The organism is Microcoleus sp. AR_TQ3_B6, assembly GCF_036702785.1.
Lineage (GTDB): Bacteria > Cyanobacteriota > Cyanobacteriia > Cyanobacteriales > Microcoleaceae > Microcoleus.
Map to the genome: position 1 here is coordinate 32,434 of NZ_JAUBVJ010000029.1, position 17,461 is coordinate 49,894.

The following is a 17,461-nucleotide window of genomic DNA, read 5'->3' on the forward strand; positions in this document are numbered from 1 at the left end:
TTCTCTCTCAGGAGGCGTTTAGCTTACACGCTGGTTCAAAAGCGGTTAAAGTGCCGATCTACCTTGTAAAATGACTCTTAACAGGCAGGTACGGGCTGAAAAAAGAGCGAGTTTTATTGCTTTATTTGGAGAGGATAGAAAATTTGCGATTCCCTTCTGGATAGCTTCGCTCGCACGGGTTTATGTTCCTTTTTGATTTGACAAACGTTGTTTTTTACACTTCTGCGATCGCTAATTTTAAAAAATGTATCCTACTATACAGAAATAAAGAGATATTTCTGACTTCCGATAGATTAACAATTTACAGTTTACAGTTTATAGAGTAGGTTAAACTTGCATCTTGCACCTTTCTCCCAAATCTGAAAGAAAGCGGGGAACGGCGACGATAAACCTACAATTTTACGCGAGTCGGTGGCCAGAAACCAAGGTAATGACATTAGGGATCTGGGGGTGAGGTTAAACTGCCGCCGAGATCACCAATCTCAATCATCTCTTTAAGGGCGGGTGGGCCGATATCTGCGATCGATCGCCAAATATCCACGTAAACCCGCCCCGACTAGAAAATAGTAGCAATTTTAAAGTCTGCGGTCAATTTTTGCTAGTCCCCCTCCAAAGGCAAAATCTTGCACCGTCGAACTCTTTAAGAAATCGTGGGGAAAGCCCAATTCAATTGCACTTACTTTGTCTAATTGCTGCATTTGTTCCGGGGTTAATTGAAACTCCAAACAAGCGAGATTTTCCTGAAGCTGCGAGAGTCGGCGCGAACCCACAATCGGAATAACTTTGAGTGGCTGTTGGATCAGCCAATTTAGGGCTACTTGAGAAGCAGGTTTGCCAATTTCGGCTGCTATTTTCCTAACTTCGTCAGCAATTTTGAGGTCTCGTTCGTTAATTGTTCCCGATTCAGGTGAATTAAGCCGTTTAGCTTCGCTGGCAGTTTCTGAAGTGTTGTATTTTCCTGTCAGCAAACCGCCTGCTAGGGGGCTCCAAGCTGTGATGCCAATATCAAAGGCTTTTGCCATAGGGATCAAGTCTCGTTCGGGAGTTCGCTCTTTTAAAGAATACTCGATTTGCAACCCGATAAATGGTGTCCAACCGCGCAGGTGGGCGATCGTATTTGCTTGAGAAATAATCCAAGCCGGCGTATCGGAAATGCCGATATAAAGAATTTTGCCGGCGCGCACCAAATCGTCAAAAGCGCGCATCACTTCTTCAACCGGTGTCGTAAAATCCCAAGCGTGCAGCCACAGCAAATCTATGTATTCGACTTGCAGCCGCTTCAAACTTGCTTCTACTGCTTGCACCATATTTTTGCGGTGGTTGCCGAAACCATTGATTTCGCCGTTTTTCATGTTGAGGCTATACTTAGTGGCAACTACCCATTTTTCGCGATCGGCTGCGATGAACTCGCCGACATATTTTTCGCTTGTACCGTTGGTGTAGAGATTTGCGGTATCAATGAAATTGCCGCCCGCTTCTGCAAAGGCGTCGAACATTTTACGGCTTTCGTCGAAGGAGCTCCCCCAACCCCACTCTTCCCCAAAAGTCATGGTTCCGAGGCAGATTTCGGAAACGCGAAGTCCGCTGTGACCTAGTAGTTTATATCTCATGTCACCCTTGCGCTAGCTAATGGTTGTTAACAGTGTAGATCGGCATTTTTGAAACTGTTGCCATCAGTCGGGGCTGCGGGCCTTTACGGCGCCTTAGCACTGTGCTGGATGTTGAATGTTTTGCCAAGTCAATCGATTTTAGATTTGAGATTTTAGATTTTAGATTGACCCCACGGATAAATTCGGGGGCTTGAGGATTTTTGAAAATCGATTTGCGATTGATTCCACGGATAAATCACGTGGCGGGTACCACCTTTGAAATTTGCTTGTCAATCAAAATGTCGTAGCACGGGCAAGGGCGAGGGGCGATCGCCCCTGCATTTACTTTCAACACCGCGCAGGGGCGAGCCTCTTAGCAATGTATTTAGGATTACATGGATAAATAAAAATACAGTAAACTCCAAATAATTTTATCTACCTTTAGATAGGTATTTTCTGAAATGAGTTAAATAAAAAAAAATTGCTATCTTGAATATCACCAAACCAGACAGAACCCGAGAAAAAATTTATGTAGCTAAATTAGCTTTTTAGCGTTATGGTGATTTATAGATTACAAAAACTAGGTGACTCACTTGGCTGACATCGTTGATACCGCCGTTTCGGCTGGCTCTTTTACTACCCTAGTTGCTGCCGTGCAAGCGGCTGGTTTAGTAGATACTCTCAAAGGCGCTGGCCCCTTCACAGTTTTCGCGCCTACTGACGAAGCTTTTGCTAAGCTTCCCGCAGGTACTGTAGAAGCACTGCTTAATGATATTCCTAAGCTGACAAAAATCCTGACTTATCATGTCGTTTCCGGCAAAGTTATGGCTGCTGATGTGGTAAAGCTGACATCTGCCAAGACAGTTGAAGGTTCAGAAGTGAAAATTGATGCTTCCAATGGCGTAAAAATCAATGATTCTACCGTTACAGCAGCCGATGTTGCTGCTGATAATGGCGTCATCCACGTTATTGATTCAGTCTTGCTTCCTGCGTAAGCACAGACTTAGATAGCTCAATACTATCTTGAGGGCGGTGGCTATAAGTAGCCACCGCCCTGTTTTAGTTGAGGTTTAAATATTTCACGCGGCTCGATAATTAAAACTATGATAAAGCAGCGTCCATTGGGCGATCGCCCTCAGCTTGAGTCGGCCCCCAAATTGTCGCTGCTGGATTTACCGGCCCGGTCAGGTTGCAGGCTAACTGCGACAGGTACTCGGAACAAAAAAGTTATCAAAAAAATAAAAAAGTGCGATCGAGTGCGTTAGCAATTGCCGATAATTAGGACCCCACTTATTTTGCACTCTGGGGCTGATTCCCGGTTGATGCGTAGATACCAGGCAACCAAACCCAACATTTATCCGAGAAACTCGGTTTACGAGGCTTTGTCCTAATTAAGATACAATAAAAACCACAACGAAAGTGCGATCGACATTATTTGACAGTCAAGCTATGCAATCTACAACAAATCAGTCCGATACAGAACCGGCGAGGGACGCTCCCAAACACGGATTGCCCGTTACAATAATTACAGGATTTCTCGGCATTGGTTAATGCAGTTTACAAACTTTTAGAACGCCAAGCAAATCTCGACTATCTAGTAGTCGAAATAACCAGATTCCCCACAGCCGACGGCATTACAGACGATTTCACTCACCCAGACTTTGCATTGCCCGTAGAAAGTAAGTAGAAAGTAAATTTATGGCTGTAGAAATAGCCAAATAAAAACTCTTTATTTTAGCTGGCAAAGGGGAAAATTTTACTCAATTGATGCAGACAGTTATCGCACAACCTGCACTTACAGCCCAAGCTAGACTTGCCGACCCGGTTTGGTAGCTAAAAACTTTTTTGGGAAACACGCTTGCAGACCAGTTGCTAGATGTCATATTACCCGAAAACACGAGCTATAAAATTGACCAATCAATTTTTAACTCAATAATTTTGTAACCCAATAACTCTTTCTATTAATGGTAACGGGTAAGGGATAATCGGGCATTGGTAAGGGGTAATGGGTGAGGGGCGAGCGGTAGTAACAAACAAAAAATAACAAATAACAACTAACAAATAAATGCGTATAATTGTTGAAGGCTGGCGCTTTTTGCCGCACTCCTACGCGATCGCCAATCAATTTCAGCTACTAGAAATGCTGAAATATCCTCACTTAGAAATTTTCCACAAAGATATCCCCTATCTAGACGAAAATTGGCAGCCAGTAACGGGTTTGTTAGACGCAACTGCTGAAGCAGCAATAAAAAATATTCCTCACCCTTGGGCGTCTCTAAAAGCAGACGCTACGTTACGGATCTCAGTACCTTACAATTTTGCACCCTCAAATACAAAACGGACGTGCTTGTTTGCCACAACAGAATGGGGAATTCTGCACAACGAAAACTTTAGAATAACGGGCGCAGCTTCCCTCCGCGAAGGTCACAGCAACTCGGATATAATTATTATTACGCCTTCCCATTGGTCGAAAACCGGATTTATCCGCAGCGGTGCGAATCCCGATCGCACAATTGTCATACCCTGCGGCACCGATCAGAATATTTATAAACCTTTAACAAAATCGGAACGCGAAGCTTTGCGGAAACAGCTAGGATGGGACGGATTTGTATTTTTGAATGTCGGTGCAGGCTCTCCCAATAAAGGCATCGATTTATTGTTAAAAGCTTTCTCCGTTGTAGCTGAAAGTTATCCCGAAGCCAGATTAGTATTGAAAGGAGAAGAATCAATATATGAATCGGATTCTCTGATCGCTCAAAACATAGACGAACTAACCTTTGAGGAAGCAGAAAAAGTTTTGCCGCGCATGGCTTACATAGGAGAAACACTGCCTTTTGCAAAAATGGCTCAACTTTATCAAGCCGCCGATGCCTACGTATCTCTTTATTTAGCAGAAGGTTTCAATTTGCCAGCACTAGAAGCAATTGCTTGTGGGTTGCCGGTCATCTGCACTAAAGGCGGCCCGACGGATGATTTTACAACTCCAGATTTTGCTTGGCACGTCGAAAGTACGTTTCAAGAAGGTACTTCTAACGATCGGCAGATATTTCGCCTGATGCCAGATTTAGAACATTCGATTGCCTTAATGAAAAATATTATAGAACAGCCGGAGTTGTGCGATCGCTCTCGCGAAGCAGGCCCCAAATTTGTAGCGACTGGGTTTACCTGGAAACACGTTACAGACCAACTCCTAGAGGTACTTGTGCCAACTATTCGCTCGCCCAATTAAACAGGGTGCGATCGAATAGTTGGCAGCTTCCGATAATTAGCGCGGGTAAGGCGCTGTTCGGAATTAATATAAGATACAATAAGAACAACAACTTTAAGCTTCAGACCTTATTTGACATCCAAGCTATGCAATCTACAACTCAGTCCGAGACAGAACCGGCGATGGACGCTCCCAAACACGGATTGCCCGTTACAATCATTACAGGATTTCTCGGCAGCGGCAAAACAACCCTGCTCAACCACATCCTGACCAACCAGCAGGGTTTGAAAACAGCAGTTTTGGTCAATGAATTTGGCGAAATCGGCATTGACAACGAACTGATTGTCACCACCGACGACAACATGGTTGAGCTGAACAACGGCTGCATCTGCTGCACTATTAATGAAGATTTAGTTAATGCAGTTTACAAAGTTTTAGAACGTCAAGAAAATCTTGATTATCTGGTAGTCGAAACAACCGGACTCGCCGACCCGCTGCCAGTAGCGATGACTTTTTTAGGCACAGAACTGCGCGACCTGACTCGTCTCGATTCGATAGTTACAGTAGTAGACGCAGCCAACTACAGCTTAGATTTGTTCAACTCTCAAGCAGCTTACAGTCAAATAGCTTACGCCGATATAATTATCCTCAACAAAACAGATTTGGTTGAGGAAGCAGATTTAGATTTGTTGGAAGTTAAGATTCGCGATGTCAAAGAAGGTGCTCGAATTCTGCGAACAGTAAAATCGCAAGTTCCCCTACCCCTTGTCCTCAGCGTCGGATTGTTTGAATCGGACAAATATTTCCAATCTGAAAAAACTCCTAGCAGTCACGACCACGACCATCACGACCACCACGACCACCACGACCACCACGACCATCACGACCACCACGACCACCACGACCACCACGACCACCACGACCATCACGACCACAGCCATCACCACCACTCCGACCATTTAGAAAATGACGGATTTACCTCAATTTCTTTCCAAAGCGACAAGCCGTTTTCTCTGAGGAAATTTCAATATTTCTTAGACCACCAACTGCCAACAAACGTGTTTCGCGCGAAAGGGATTATGTGGTTTGAAGAAAGCCCGAAACGGCATATTTTTCACTTGAGCGGCAAGCGATTTACGATGGACGATGACCAGTGGAAAGGTGAGCGGAAGAACCAGCTTGTTCTCATCGGTCAGGGTTTGGATACCGAGAATTTGCGATCGCAACTCGAAAACTGTCTTTGTATGCCTTCAACCAGTCGCGGTAAAGGTTTTGCGAAAAACTAACAGTAAAATATTCTTTTCTACTGGTTCCCAGGCTAAGGCCTGGGAACCTATGTAAGCGAGGCTCTGCCTCTGTGATCCTCAAAAATATAGGAGTCAGATCATCAGAATCTGCGTTACCAGGCCTTAGCCTGGTAACGAGTAATTACCTATTACCAATTACCGATTTTCAATGCGAGCAATTATTCAGCGAGTCAAATCATCTCAAGTTGAAATTGACGGTCAAATTGTCGGCAAAATTGGCTGCGGACTTAACTTGCTTGTAGGTATTGCAGACACCGACACCGAAGCAGAACTCGACTGGATGGCTCGCAAATGCCTAGAATTGCGTTTGTTTCCCGACTCGGCAGGAGATAACGGCCGCTGGAACAACTCCGTACAAGACATCGGCGGCGAGTTGCTGGTTGTGAGTCAGTTTACCCTCTACGGGGACTGCCGCAAAGGTCGGCGACCTTCCTTTGACAGAGCAGCGGCTCCTGAAAGAGCTGAAATTTTTTATGATAAATTTGTCGAAAAGTTGCGCCAGAGCGGCTTAAAAGTTGAAACAGGCGTGTTTGGAGCGATGATGCAAGTCTCTATAGATAATGACGGGCCGGTGACTTTGGTACTAGAGAGAGAATCGGCTTGAATGATTTAGTCCTGGACGCACGGGCGGTCAATCGATTTTAGATTTTAGATTTTAGATTTTAGATTGACCCCACGAATAAATGCTCTTTCTTGAGGATTTTCGATTTTCGAAAAGGGATTGATTCCACGGATAAATCACGTGGCGGGTACCACCTTTGAAATTCGCTTGTCAGAAACCGGGTTTTTTTACAAGAATACTTTTTTAGACGGCACACGGGCTCCAAAAACCCGGTTTCTTTAGTTGGATGCCACGGGTGGTCAGAAACCGGGTGTTTTTACAAGAATACTTCCTTAGAGCCGGCACACGGGCTCCAAAAACCCGGTTTCGAGGAGTCTGAGTGCGTCCAGGACTTTTCTTCCTGCTTCCTGCTTCCTGCTTCCTGTTTCCTTCTTCCTTATTCCACAAAAGCAAATTTGCAGATTAACCGGGTTTCCTAAATGCTGTAGCGTAGGTTTTAAAGAGATTGCAGCTAGCTACACCCTGCCAAATCTCCATTCCAGAATCTCCAACGCTCACACAGCCACTTAATAAATTGTCCATTCAGGGGGCTGGCAGCCCCCTGAATCCTTGTGACGATCGCCCCAGGCGACAAACAGCTCAGAATGCTTGTACAGTCACGGTTTAATAGGCATACAACCAATCTCCCACAGCCAGCGCAAAGAATCAGATTCAGCAGGCAAAAACTGTTGCATGAGAGAGTGGAACACTGGCATAACTGCGGTTATCTCTTCTTCCGTAACATTCAATGTATAGAGAGTTGAATCAGCACAGCAAGCGAAACCGCCAGCTACTGCCGCCTCACTCTCTAACAAATGTCCTCGCACACCCGCTGTGCACTACCACCCGATAAACGCCATGACTGTCAAAGCTGCCACCAACACCGTCAACTGCAACACCGCTTCCGATCTCAACTGCATTCCGACTGCCGTAGGCGAACAAACCGCCGATATCAATACTGTTTCCAGCATCGATATCCTCGCTTTGGCTAACTTCGCCCTCAAAGAATTGCAAGCCGAAATGAAAACTGCCAGCCGCAGCGCTCAAGCAGTGGCGATGCGGATTGCTAAGGAAGTCGAACGGATTTGCCAAAAAAGCGATCGCATCCAAATTTCCGGCGAAGTTGAAGCTTGGCAAATCACTTTGGCAGAGCACCGGTTGCAAAAAACCTTGCAATACTACCGCCTCGGTTCCAAACAAGGCCGCGTCGAACTCCATTCTCACCTCGCGGCGATGGTTTACCGCCATGTTGCTTCTTTCCGATCGAACTTGAACTTCCAAGCTCGCTACAACATGATTGAAGACTTTTTGCAAGGCTTTTACATCGAATCTTTGCGAGCTTTCCGCCGCGAACACCAACTCGATGCTACCTACCAGCCCCGCACGCAGCTAGAATTGGCTGAGTACATGGCTTTTACCGAACACTACGCCAAGCGCCAAATCGGTTTGCCCGGCCGCAACCGCCAGCGCCTGATCGTGTTGCGCGCTCAAGGATTTGCCAAGGGCCAACCTCCGGAAACTGCGATCGACATTGAAATGGCTGTAGAGTCGGGCAAGGGAGAAGAGGCGGAAATGTACAGCCGCTCTCCGGCGCTGCAACAAGTGCGCGAGCAAATGGTATCGGAAACTGTCGATCCGGCTGATGCTGTGCTGCGCGATCGAGTAGTCTCGGAATTGATCGCCTATCTGGAAGCCCAAAATCAGCCCGAATGCGTGGACTACCTAACTTTAAAATTGCAAGACCTTTCGGCTTCGGAAATCGATCGAGTTCTCGGTTTGTCTTCCCGCCAGCGCGACTACTTGCAACAGCGGTTTAAGTACCACGTCGAAAAATTTGCCCGCACTCAAAATTGGAAACTCGTGCACGAATGGCTGGGTGCTGATGTCGATCAAAAGCTGGGAATGACTTCGGACCAATGGGAAGAATTTCGCGCTCAACTGTCGCCCCAAATGCAGCAACTGTTAGAAATGAAGCGGAATCAAGAAAGCGACAAGGCGATCGGCGCTGCAATCCAATGCACTCCCAAACAAGTCCAAAAACGCTGGGCGCAACTGTTGGAGCTGGCAAGCCAGACTCGCAACAGCACCCAAGCTTAATTGGTGCTCAAATATGAATGCAACTGTTTTCTTGAGACTGAAAAATGCGATCGGGTGCGGCATCTCCACAGGACTGCCCGCCCCGTCCTCCCCTCTCAAATCAACAAGCGCTGCTACTAATTTATCGCCGCTTTTTGGCAAACTCAATTTATTAAAACAACATTACTTTTTTTAATATCTTTCGTTCCCGGGTAAAGCCTGGGAATTTGTTTCTATTAGTCATTAGTCAATCGATTTTAGATTTTAGATTTTAGATTTTAGATTGCACTGGTTCCGAGGTCGAGCCTCGCTATGCGATATAAGCGAGCAAGAGCCTCAATTGCAGAGGAAAATTGGAGGCACAGCCTCCTTTCTCTGCGTTATCAGGTAGAGCCTGGAAGTCAAACAACACAGTCAATCGATTTTAGATTTTAGATTTTAGATTTTAGATTGACCCCACGAATAAATGCGGGGGCTTGAGGATTTTCGATTTTCGATTTGGGATTGATTCCACGGATAAATCACGTGGCGGGTACCATCAATAAATTCTTGGTCATCAGTCAACACAGTCATCAGTCAACTCTCAACAGTCAACTCTCAACAATAATTCCGGTGCAACCGGAATTATTGTTGGAAATTGCGTGCTTCCGAGGCAGTCCCTCGCTTGGTTGATAAATGCTGTATCTGCTGTCGATCCGTAATGAAAACTATATAATTTTCGAGGGGGCATAAAAAAATTTTCCTCTGAGGTGCGGCTGATGTTTCCAGTGTGGTTGCAAGCAGGATTTTGGGGTTTAGTAGGGGGTTCAGCCTTGCTACTGGGAGCGGCGGTGGGTTACTTTGTCAGCATTCCCCAGCGCGCGATCGCGACAATTATGGCTTTTGGTGCCGGTGTGCTGATTTCAGCGCTATCCTTTGAGCTGATGGATGAAGCTTACAAGCGCGGCGGTTTCGACTCTACGGCGATCGGCTTTTTGGCTGGCGCTGCCATCTACACAGCCGCCAATTGGTTTTTGAGTCAAATGGGAGCAAAACACCGCAAGCGATCGGGCGCTTTGCACCCAGCTAAAACAGAGTCAGGCGATGGCGGATTAGCCATCGCCCTCGGCGCGCTGTTAGACGGGATACCCGAGTCGATCGTCGTTGGCGTCAGCATGATTTCTGGAGGCGCTGTCAGTTGGGTGACAGTAGCGGCAATTTTCCTCTCCAATATTCCTGAAGGACTCTCCAGCGCCGCCGGCATGAAAAAAGCAGGGAGATCGATCGGTTACATTTTTGGAGTTTGGGGTGCGATCGCAGTTATTTCCGGTATCTCCGCATTGTTAGGATATACGGTTTTCAGCCGCTTTTCTGCGGAAGTAATAGCCGCAACTACCGCCGTAGCGGCAGGGGCTATTTTAGCAATGATCTCAGATACTATGATTCCCGAAGCATTCGATGAAACTCACGATTTTGCTGGACTAATTACTGTCTGCGGCTTTTTAGCTGCTTTTGTACTCAGCAAGTTAGCAGAAAGATAATTGGGAATTAACGATCGGTCATGACTAATGTATAATTGCCAATTGCTGAGAGTTATATAGCAATCCTAAATGATTCAGATAAATTTGTAGGGGTAGTGCCTTTCTTTGCCTACTCCCTATCTATCGGGCAACCACGGGGGGATTGCCCCTACAATAATTATGCAAATGATGCGAGGATTGCTATAGGGTTTTTGATAGAGACACAGAGGAATTTGATAGGTTGCCAAGCTGTATCAGGCAACAAAAAAGCTTATAATCAACATCAACGATCGCACCTCCACAAGGAACTAGAAAATTTATGTGTCTCAATCCCGGAGAGATACTGGCCGGACGCTACAGAATCATTGCTCGATTAGGACAGGGAGGATTCGCTAGAACCTACACCGCTCAAGATATACAAAACCCCGAAAATCCCCCGTGCGTAATCAAGGAAATTCCTTTTCCTCAATCCGAAAATCCCCAGGTATTGGAAAGAGCCAGGAGGCGATTTCAAAGGGAAGCTAGGGCTTTGCAGACTCTAAGAAATAACTCGCGCATTCCTGAACTGTTCAATCACTTTGAGGAAAATGGCAATTTTTACTTAGTTCAAGAATTCATGGAAGGAACTCCCCTAAGTCAAGAACTCCCTCCGGGGCAACGGTGGACGGAAGCACAGGCGATCGCCTTTTTACGGGAAATCTTAGAAATTTTAAACTCTATTCATCAAGCAAATGTTATTCATCGCGATATTACACCTTCTAACTTAATTCGGCGCCAAACAGACCGACAAATTGTTTTAATAGATTTTGGAGCGGTCAGAGAAATCAGCACTTTCACATCTAACTCGACAGGTGAAATATTAACATCGCAGGCGATCGGCACCAGCGGTTATATGCCTGCCGAACAATACAATCCGCGGTCCGTCCCGCAACTCTACAACGACATTTATGCTCTCGGAATCATCGCCATCCAAGCTCTCACCGGCCAGCATCCCACCAATCTGCCACCAGACCCCGCAACTTGCGATATTATCTGGGATTACTCGACGCCCAATCGCCCTGCTGTACAAGTTAGCGACAACCTCAAAAATATTTTAACCACAATGGTGCGTTACCACTTTCAAGACCGCTACCAATCTGTGGATGAAGTTTTGCAAGACTTGGATTCGCTTCAATTGCCACCGCCACCACCACCACCGTTACCGCCTGTAGGGAAGTTTCGTTGGTTGCTGTTTGGAGTTGCGGGACTGGGCGCTGGATTGGCGATGGGACTTTTAATCCCCATAATTTTCCCGCTAATCTCCATAATTTCCCGCGAACCAACCCTGCCTACACCCTCCCCAACCCTGCCTACACCGTCCCCAAGCCTGCCTCCACCCTCCCCAGATGGTGTAAGTTCTGGCGAAAAACTCCTAGTGCAACCCTCCGACGTTTCGTTAAAACAAAGGGGAATCAATGAGTTTGCCGACTCAAATTATCCCGCAGCTTTAAAATTGCTCAAACAGTCCTGGAAAGAAGAGCGCAAAGATCCAGAAGCTTTAATTTACATGAACAATGCTCTGCTGAAGGCAATAAATGCAGAATATTACACGATCGCAATTGTTGTTCCCATCCGCAGAAATCAGGACGGCAGCATCCTCAATGCAAATTTAGCCGAAGAACTGCTGCGCGGCATTGCTCAAGCTCAAACCGAAGTTAATTTAGGTCTTCCGGGTGTAAATGAGAACAATAAAGATTTTCCCGGTCAAGGCTTTCTCGAACCAAAAGCTATTAACGGAAAAGGTCTCAAAGTCATCATTGCTGATGACAGAAATATCAAAGACTACGCAGTTAAAAGGGCCCATTACCTGGTCGAGAGACCCGATATTCTAGCAGTCATCGGACACTATACTAGTGACATGACTGTGAAAACAGTAGATATTTACAATGACAATAAACTGGTCGCCATTTCTTCGGGAAGCACAACAGAAGAACTGACGCGAAAACCTCGAAAATATTTCTTTCGGACGGCTCCGACAACTAGGATAGAAGCTGAATCTTTAGTAAATCAACTGATCTTTGCCGGTGAGAAAAAAGCCGCAGTATTTTACAATCCCAACAGTCCGTTCAGCCTTTCTTTGTGGGAAGAATTTAAAAAGCAATTTGAAGCCCTAGGAGGAACGACTTATAAAAGCAGTAATTATGACGACTTATCTAACAATAATTTTAACGCCGAAGCAGCAATCAAAGAAGTTGATGAGAAAGCCGGAAAAACAGCCTTACTTCTCATTCCCGACGGTCAAGTCACTAATTCCCTGGAAAATGCGATCGAAATGATTAAAGCTAACAACGATCGCAATTGGGTGGTCGGACCCTGGACGCTGTACGACCCGGGTACGTTAAAACTAGCAACACAGCTAAATTCTATTGAAAAACTGGGTATATCCGTGTTTTGGCATCCGTTAATAAGTTTTGACAAAAAATTTCCGCAAAACGTTGAAAAATTGTGGGGAGGCCCGGTAAATACTCGAGCGGCTTTAACCTACGATGCCGCCCGGACCCTGATTAAAGCCCTAGAAATGCAGCAAAAACCCAGCCGCGAAGGAATGCAAAAAACCTTAGCCGATCCCAACTTTAAAGCCGCAGGAGCCACGGGTATAATTGAGTTTGACCCGAATACGCGAAATCGGCTAAACCCTCCTAAACGATTGGTGCATATTGTACCGTGTTCTAAAGAACAGTTTGGTTTCACCTTTGTGCCGATCGAATTTACCACAGCCGCAGCCGCAGGTTTAAAATGCGAGTGAATTGATATCTTGTGGCATCCTCCACAAACCTGTAGGGGCTGGTTTTACGAAGTATAATTGCATAAAATTAATCATCTCATAAACCAGTCCCCACCAGATGATAAAATCCTCAATATAAAATTGTGCAAAATGTGCGAGTGAATTGATATCTTGTGCCGAAGGCAGTAGTCGGCCAGAGCTTTAAACCCTACAGCCGACTAGGGCGACAGGTGCAACATATTCATTTATTAGATATATTAAAAAAAGCTAGTTTTTTTTTATAAGAATCCCTATGCCTATCAATCTCGATTCCCCAAAAAGTTCTAGCCTCAAACCAGAAGCCCAGAATATATCAGCCCTCAAACAAGTCTTCCAGACAATTGATGCCGATAGCTGTCCGGGTTCCTATAACTTCCATCTGCACACAGTCTACTCGGACGGGCGATTGCAGCCAGAGGCATTGATGGAACAAGCCATAGCCCGCGGCCTCAAAGGCTTAGCTATCACCGACCACCACAGCACCCAAGGCTACGTTAAAGCTCAACTTTGGCTGGATAATTGGAAATTAAACCATCCCGAAAAAAATAGCGAAGCACCTAGTCTGTGGACAGGCGCTGAAATTAATGCCGAATTGCTCAACAATGAGGTACACATTCTCGCTTACGCCTTCTCCCCGCAACATCCGAGTGTCCAACCATACTTAGGAGGTAAAGGTACTGAAGGCACCGCTTATTATCCAGCAGCCCGGGTAATTGAAGCTATTCATGAAGCAGGAGGTTTAGCAGTTCTAGCACATCCTTGCCGGTATCGATCGACCGCAGAGCAACTAATCCCAGAAGCAGCCCGTTTCGGCATTGACGGTGTAGAAACTTACTATGCTTACGGTAATCCCAATCCTTGGAAACCGAGTCCCAAACGAAGTGCTTTAGTCAAAGATTTAGCAGAAACTTATGGTTTGCTTGGAACTTGCGGAACCGACTCTCACGGGCTGAGTATTCTAGTCAGAATCTAAATAGTTGGGAAATAACAAGTGCTTTATCCTGTGATTGCTAGCCTAAGCCGATTCGGATCCCTCTGTTATGAAAGCAATCGCAATGACCGGAAAACAAGCAGTTCACCATGTCATATTATGTCCGCTAAAACGACCACTATAAAAGTGGTTCGCAGTCAGGACTGAAGTCCTCATAAAAATCCGAGGAGTTCAGTCCTCACTACTTGCCTGATAACGGCTATTTTACTGGACTTGCTCTCATTGCGATCGCCAGCATGAGCTTTCGCCCTCGAAAAGAAAGCAATCGCCCAAGCCGGTAATATTTTGGCAACTCCTAGAGACATTTCTTTCTAAAAACCAGTCGCCATTCTACCGTTCGGGGAACAACTGACAGGCCCTGTTAGTTGGCTGATTTGCCCACTCCAAGCGAGAATTCCCAAATCGATCCATCCAACCTTCCAAATAAGCGCGATTAGCCTTCTTTTCCTCTGGATCGGAGGTATTCATGGGATGAGGTGCTAAACCCAAAATAGCCGCCGTCGTCACGCAAAACATCGACTTCTGAAAACTCTGGCAAATTTGCACCCGCAGGTCGTCTTCACCCCGACAGCTAGTGCGATAAACTTCGTGCAAATAATCCGGCAGAAAATGCCGCATATCTTGCATCAATTGAGTTGGCGGAATCCCTGCACCTCCGATCGGCAAAGGGTCTGCAAACAAAGCCCCGTAGGCAAATTCTCCCTGTTTTTCGGGGATTTGATGGGCTTGCGCGTTGTAGGAAACTGTGCCAAAAAACGCAGTGCCCCGAAAGAAAACTGCCTCTACATAAGGCACTGCTACATCTGGTAAAAATGTCAAGTTCGCCGCCGCCGGAATGATATCGTAGACTTGACCGTGAATCTTTACACTGTAGGTAATTGGCAGACTGGCGGCGCTAACCAAACCTGCTTTGACAAAATTAACTACGTCAGCGATCGACTTAATTTTCCCGGCGTCGTAGGAATCAGACAAGTCGATGAACAAATCGCTCATTACCCGCCAAAACTGACCGAGGCCCGTGTAGTAAGCCAGCATCCGCACTTGTTCCGGCAAAAAATCAGGAAATGTTTTGTGGAGTCCCTGCATGAAAAAATTGCCTTTCAGTTTAGCCGCGATCGCCTTTTCGGCCAAACTGCTAAATTCTGGGGAATCCACATAAGTGTCCAAACCGCCGCCGCCGTGCCAAAGCATTGTTCTCATGCAATACTCAGCATACTCAAAATTAATGCGGTCGTGCCACAAATAGCGAATTAATTTCGGCAGCGTCACCTCTCCATTGAAATATTTAAAAAACGGAAAAAGCACTAAAAACTGTTCTTCAGCGATGTAGTTGAGATTGCGGGAGTAGGCATCGAGAACCACACCGTAACTTTTGAGAACTCCGACAACTTCTAGTACATTTTCCGCCGATTCGGGAAGCAAAGCTTTGCCTGATTCCAAGATGTCAATGTATGCGGCTAGGGGATGGGCAGACGGTTTTAATACTGTGCTTTTCATCGAGATTCAGCCTGAATTTAATAACTATTTTTTTACTGTTGATAGCTCTGATATTAGATCATTTTTGGCAATACAGGCTACCTAAACACACAAATATTTACTTTATTTTGATGTAAAAATACATACCCTACTAGACGCAATCTATATCGAAGAAAGCAGGTTTTTTGCGGTTGCTGCGGAGTACGCTTGTTTGTAGTGAGTACGACCATCCTCAGAAGTTTAGGATGACTTGTATTCCTCACTACAAACGAATTAGATTGCTGTCGCTCGACCAGAGATCCTATCAGTCTAAGTTTTGAGCAATCACTTTAACTTGCGGGGGTACATTAGCTACCAATCCGATCGCAGTTTTCTCGCTCAAAGCAACTAAAACACCCGGCTGCACCCCCATGATGGTGATAATTATTGCTAAAATCAGCGAAGGGATGCGATCGCGCCAGCGGACTTGCGGCAAATTTTCCACCAAATCCGAAAGGCGGCCGAAAAAGGCGCGGTTGACCATAAGTAAAAAGTAAACCGAAGTTAAACCAGTGCCGATCATGCACAGGAAAGTTTGCAGGGGAAACACTGGCAAACTGCCCCGAAACATCAAAAATTCAGCAATAAATCCAGCCAAACCCGGAATGCCGGCACTTGCCATCACGCCGAGGATCAATAAACTGCCAATCATCGGCAAACCGCGATCGGGATTGAACAAACCTTTAAGCACATCGATGTTGCGGGTGCCCGATTTTTTGTAAACAACGCCGACACTCAAAAATAGCAGCGCCGAAATTAAACCGTGGCTAACCATTTGTAAAACCGTTCCCAGCATACTAATCGGAGTAGCTGCGGAGCTAGCTAACAGAATGTAGCCCATGTGAGCGATCGAACTGTAAGCTACAATTTTTTTCATATCTTTTTGGGCGATCGCGCAACTGGCCCCGTAAAGCACACTCACCACAGCCCAACTCGCCAACCAAGGCGCCGCCACCGCCCACGCATCTGGAAACAAACCCAAACCAAAGCGCAGCATCCCATAAGTTCCCAGCTTCAAAAGCACCCCAGCCAGCAGCACCGAAACCGGCGTCGAAGCTTCTACGTGAGCATCCGGCAACCAAGTATGAAAAGGCACCAAAGGAATCTTAATGCCAAAAGCCAGCAACACCCCGGCAAGCAAAACAATTTGCCTTACCAAAGGCAAAGGCAATCCTCCTTGCAAATGCGAGGCGCCCGCTGCACCAACCATATCGAAACTAGAAGCACCGCTGAGCCAAACCACCCCCAAGAAAGAAGCCAGCAGCACAATCCCCGAAAAAGCAGTATAGATTAAAAACTTAGTAGCAGCATAACCCCGGCGCTCCCCTCCCCAAATCGCAATTAACAGGTAAAGCGGAATCAATTCTACCTCAAAAAACAGGAAAAACAGCAGCAAATTTTGAGATAAAAAAGCCCCCGTTACGCCGCCCGTAATTAACAGCATCAAAGAATAATAAAGTCGAGGTCTGCGGATCGACTCATCCGTAGCGTAAATAGCTACCCCTGTCAGCAGAGTATTTAAAATTACCAAAGGCAGAGACAAACCATCAACGCCGAGATTGTAATTCAATCCCAAAGCATCTATCCAAGGAACAAATTGCGAAAACTGCAACTGACTCGTACTAGCATCAAACTGAGCTGCCAAAATCACCGAGAGAATAAAAGTTATGCCCGCAATGGCGATCGCGACATTCCGCACTATTTTAGGACCGATCGCACCGGGCCAGAACCCAATTAGGGCAGCCGCCAATATTGGTATCCAGATTAAAGCACTGAGCATCAATTAAAACTTTCCTTTGTTACAGAGTTTTTAGAACTATATTTAACATTAACGCAAAGCAACCGCATAAAAAAGCGTCCGGCTGACTTTCT

14 protein-coding genes are annotated in these 17,461 nt (G+C 45.9%); 10 read left to right on the forward strand and 4 right to left on the reverse strand.

Going from position 1 to position 17,461, the window contains the following annotated elements:
- Positions 1–575: 575 nt before the first annotated feature.
- Complete coding sequence (locus QUB56_RS15975; RefSeq protein ID WP_332956376.1) at positions 576–1,610, reverse strand: aldo/keto reductase; 1,035 nt, start codon at positions 1,608–1,610, stop codon at positions 576–578.
- 572 nt (positions 1,611–2,182) lie between these two features.
- Here QUB56_RS15975 and QUB56_RS15980 point away from each other — a divergent pair.
- The 10 genes from QUB56_RS15980 (at position 2,183) to QUB56_RS16025 (ending at position 14,056) form a co-directional block, all read left to right on the forward strand.
- The gene (locus QUB56_RS15980) at positions 2,183–2,584 is read left to right on the forward strand and encodes a fasciclin domain-containing protein (RefSeq protein WP_332956437.1); all 402 of its coding nucleotides are present in this window, start codon (positions 2,183–2,185) and stop codon (positions 2,582–2,584) included.
- Between the two features lie 548 nt (positions 2,585–3,132).
- Complete coding sequence (locus QUB56_RS15985; protein WP_332956377.1) at positions 3,133–3,276, forward strand: hypothetical protein; 144 nt, start codon at positions 3,133–3,135, stop codon at positions 3,274–3,276.
- A gap of 378 nt (positions 3,277–3,654) precedes the next feature.
- On the forward strand, positions 3,655–4,818 hold the full coding sequence (locus QUB56_RS15990) for a glycosyltransferase (RefSeq protein ID WP_332956378.1): 1,164 nt from the start codon (positions 3,655–3,657) through the stop codon (positions 4,816–4,818).
- Positions 4,819–4,943: 125 nt separating this feature from the next.
- Entirely contained in the window at positions 4,944–6,083 is a 1,140-nt protein-coding gene (locus QUB56_RS15995) for a GTP-binding protein (RefSeq protein ID WP_332956380.1), read from the forward strand.
- A gap of 169 nt (positions 6,084–6,252) precedes the next feature.
- Positions 6,253–6,708 carry a D-aminoacyl-tRNA deacylase gene (gene dtd, locus QUB56_RS16000; RefSeq protein ID WP_332956382.1) on the forward strand — a complete coding sequence of 152 codons (456 nt, stop codon included), beginning with the start codon at positions 6,253–6,255 and terminating at the stop codon, positions 6,706–6,708.
- A gap of 855 nt (positions 6,709–7,563) precedes the next feature.
- Complete coding sequence (locus QUB56_RS16005) at positions 7,564–8,802, forward strand: HetZ-related protein (protein WP_332956384.1); 1,239 nt, start codon at positions 7,564–7,566, stop codon at positions 8,800–8,802.
- A 13-nt stretch (positions 8,803–8,815) separates the two neighbouring features.
- Positions 8,816–8,977 (forward strand): hypothetical protein, encoded by a 162-nt coding sequence (locus QUB56_RS16010; protein WP_332956386.1) that lies wholly within the window; start codon positions 8,816–8,818, stop codon positions 8,975–8,977.
- Positions 8,978–9,539: 562 nt separating this feature from the next.
- A complete protein-coding gene (locus QUB56_RS16015; RefSeq protein ID WP_332956389.1) occupies positions 9,540–10,301 on the forward strand; it encodes a ZIP family zinc transporter in 762 nt (253 codons plus the stop codon).
- Between the two features lie 298 nt (positions 10,302–10,599).
- A complete protein-coding gene (locus tag QUB56_RS16020; RefSeq protein WP_332956391.1) occupies positions 10,600–13,065 on the forward strand; it encodes a bifunctional serine/threonine-protein kinase/ABC transporter substrate-binding protein in 2,466 nt (821 codons plus the stop codon).
- A gap of 271 nt (positions 13,066–13,336) precedes the next feature.
- Complete coding sequence (locus QUB56_RS16025; protein ID WP_332956392.1) at positions 13,337–14,056, forward strand: PHP domain-containing protein; 720 nt, start codon at positions 13,337–13,339, stop codon at positions 14,054–14,056.
- Positions 14,057–14,226: 170 nt separating this feature from the next.
- Here QUB56_RS16025 and QUB56_RS16030 read toward each other — a convergent pair whose 3' ends face one another.
- The 3 genes from QUB56_RS16030 to QUB56_RS16040 all read right to left on the reverse strand — a co-directional run bounded on the left by QUB56_RS16030 (position 14,227) and on the right by QUB56_RS16040 (position 17,369).
- Positions 14,227–14,379, reverse strand: coding sequence for a hypothetical protein (locus QUB56_RS16030; protein ID WP_332956393.1), 153 nt, complete (start codon positions 14,377–14,379; stop codon positions 14,227–14,229).
- 25 nt (positions 14,380–14,404) lie between these two features.
- Positions 14,405–15,571, reverse strand: coding sequence for a CO2 hydration protein (locus QUB56_RS16035; RefSeq protein WP_332956394.1), 1,167 nt, complete (start codon positions 15,569–15,571; stop codon positions 14,405–14,407).
- Between the two features lie 283 nt (positions 15,572–15,854).
- Positions 15,855–17,369 carry an NADH-quinone oxidoreductase subunit M gene (locus QUB56_RS16040; RefSeq protein ID WP_332956395.1) on the reverse strand — a complete coding sequence of 505 codons (1,515 nt, stop codon included), beginning with the start codon at positions 17,367–17,369 and terminating at the stop codon, positions 15,855–15,857.
- Positions 17,370–17,461: the final 92 nt, after the last annotated feature.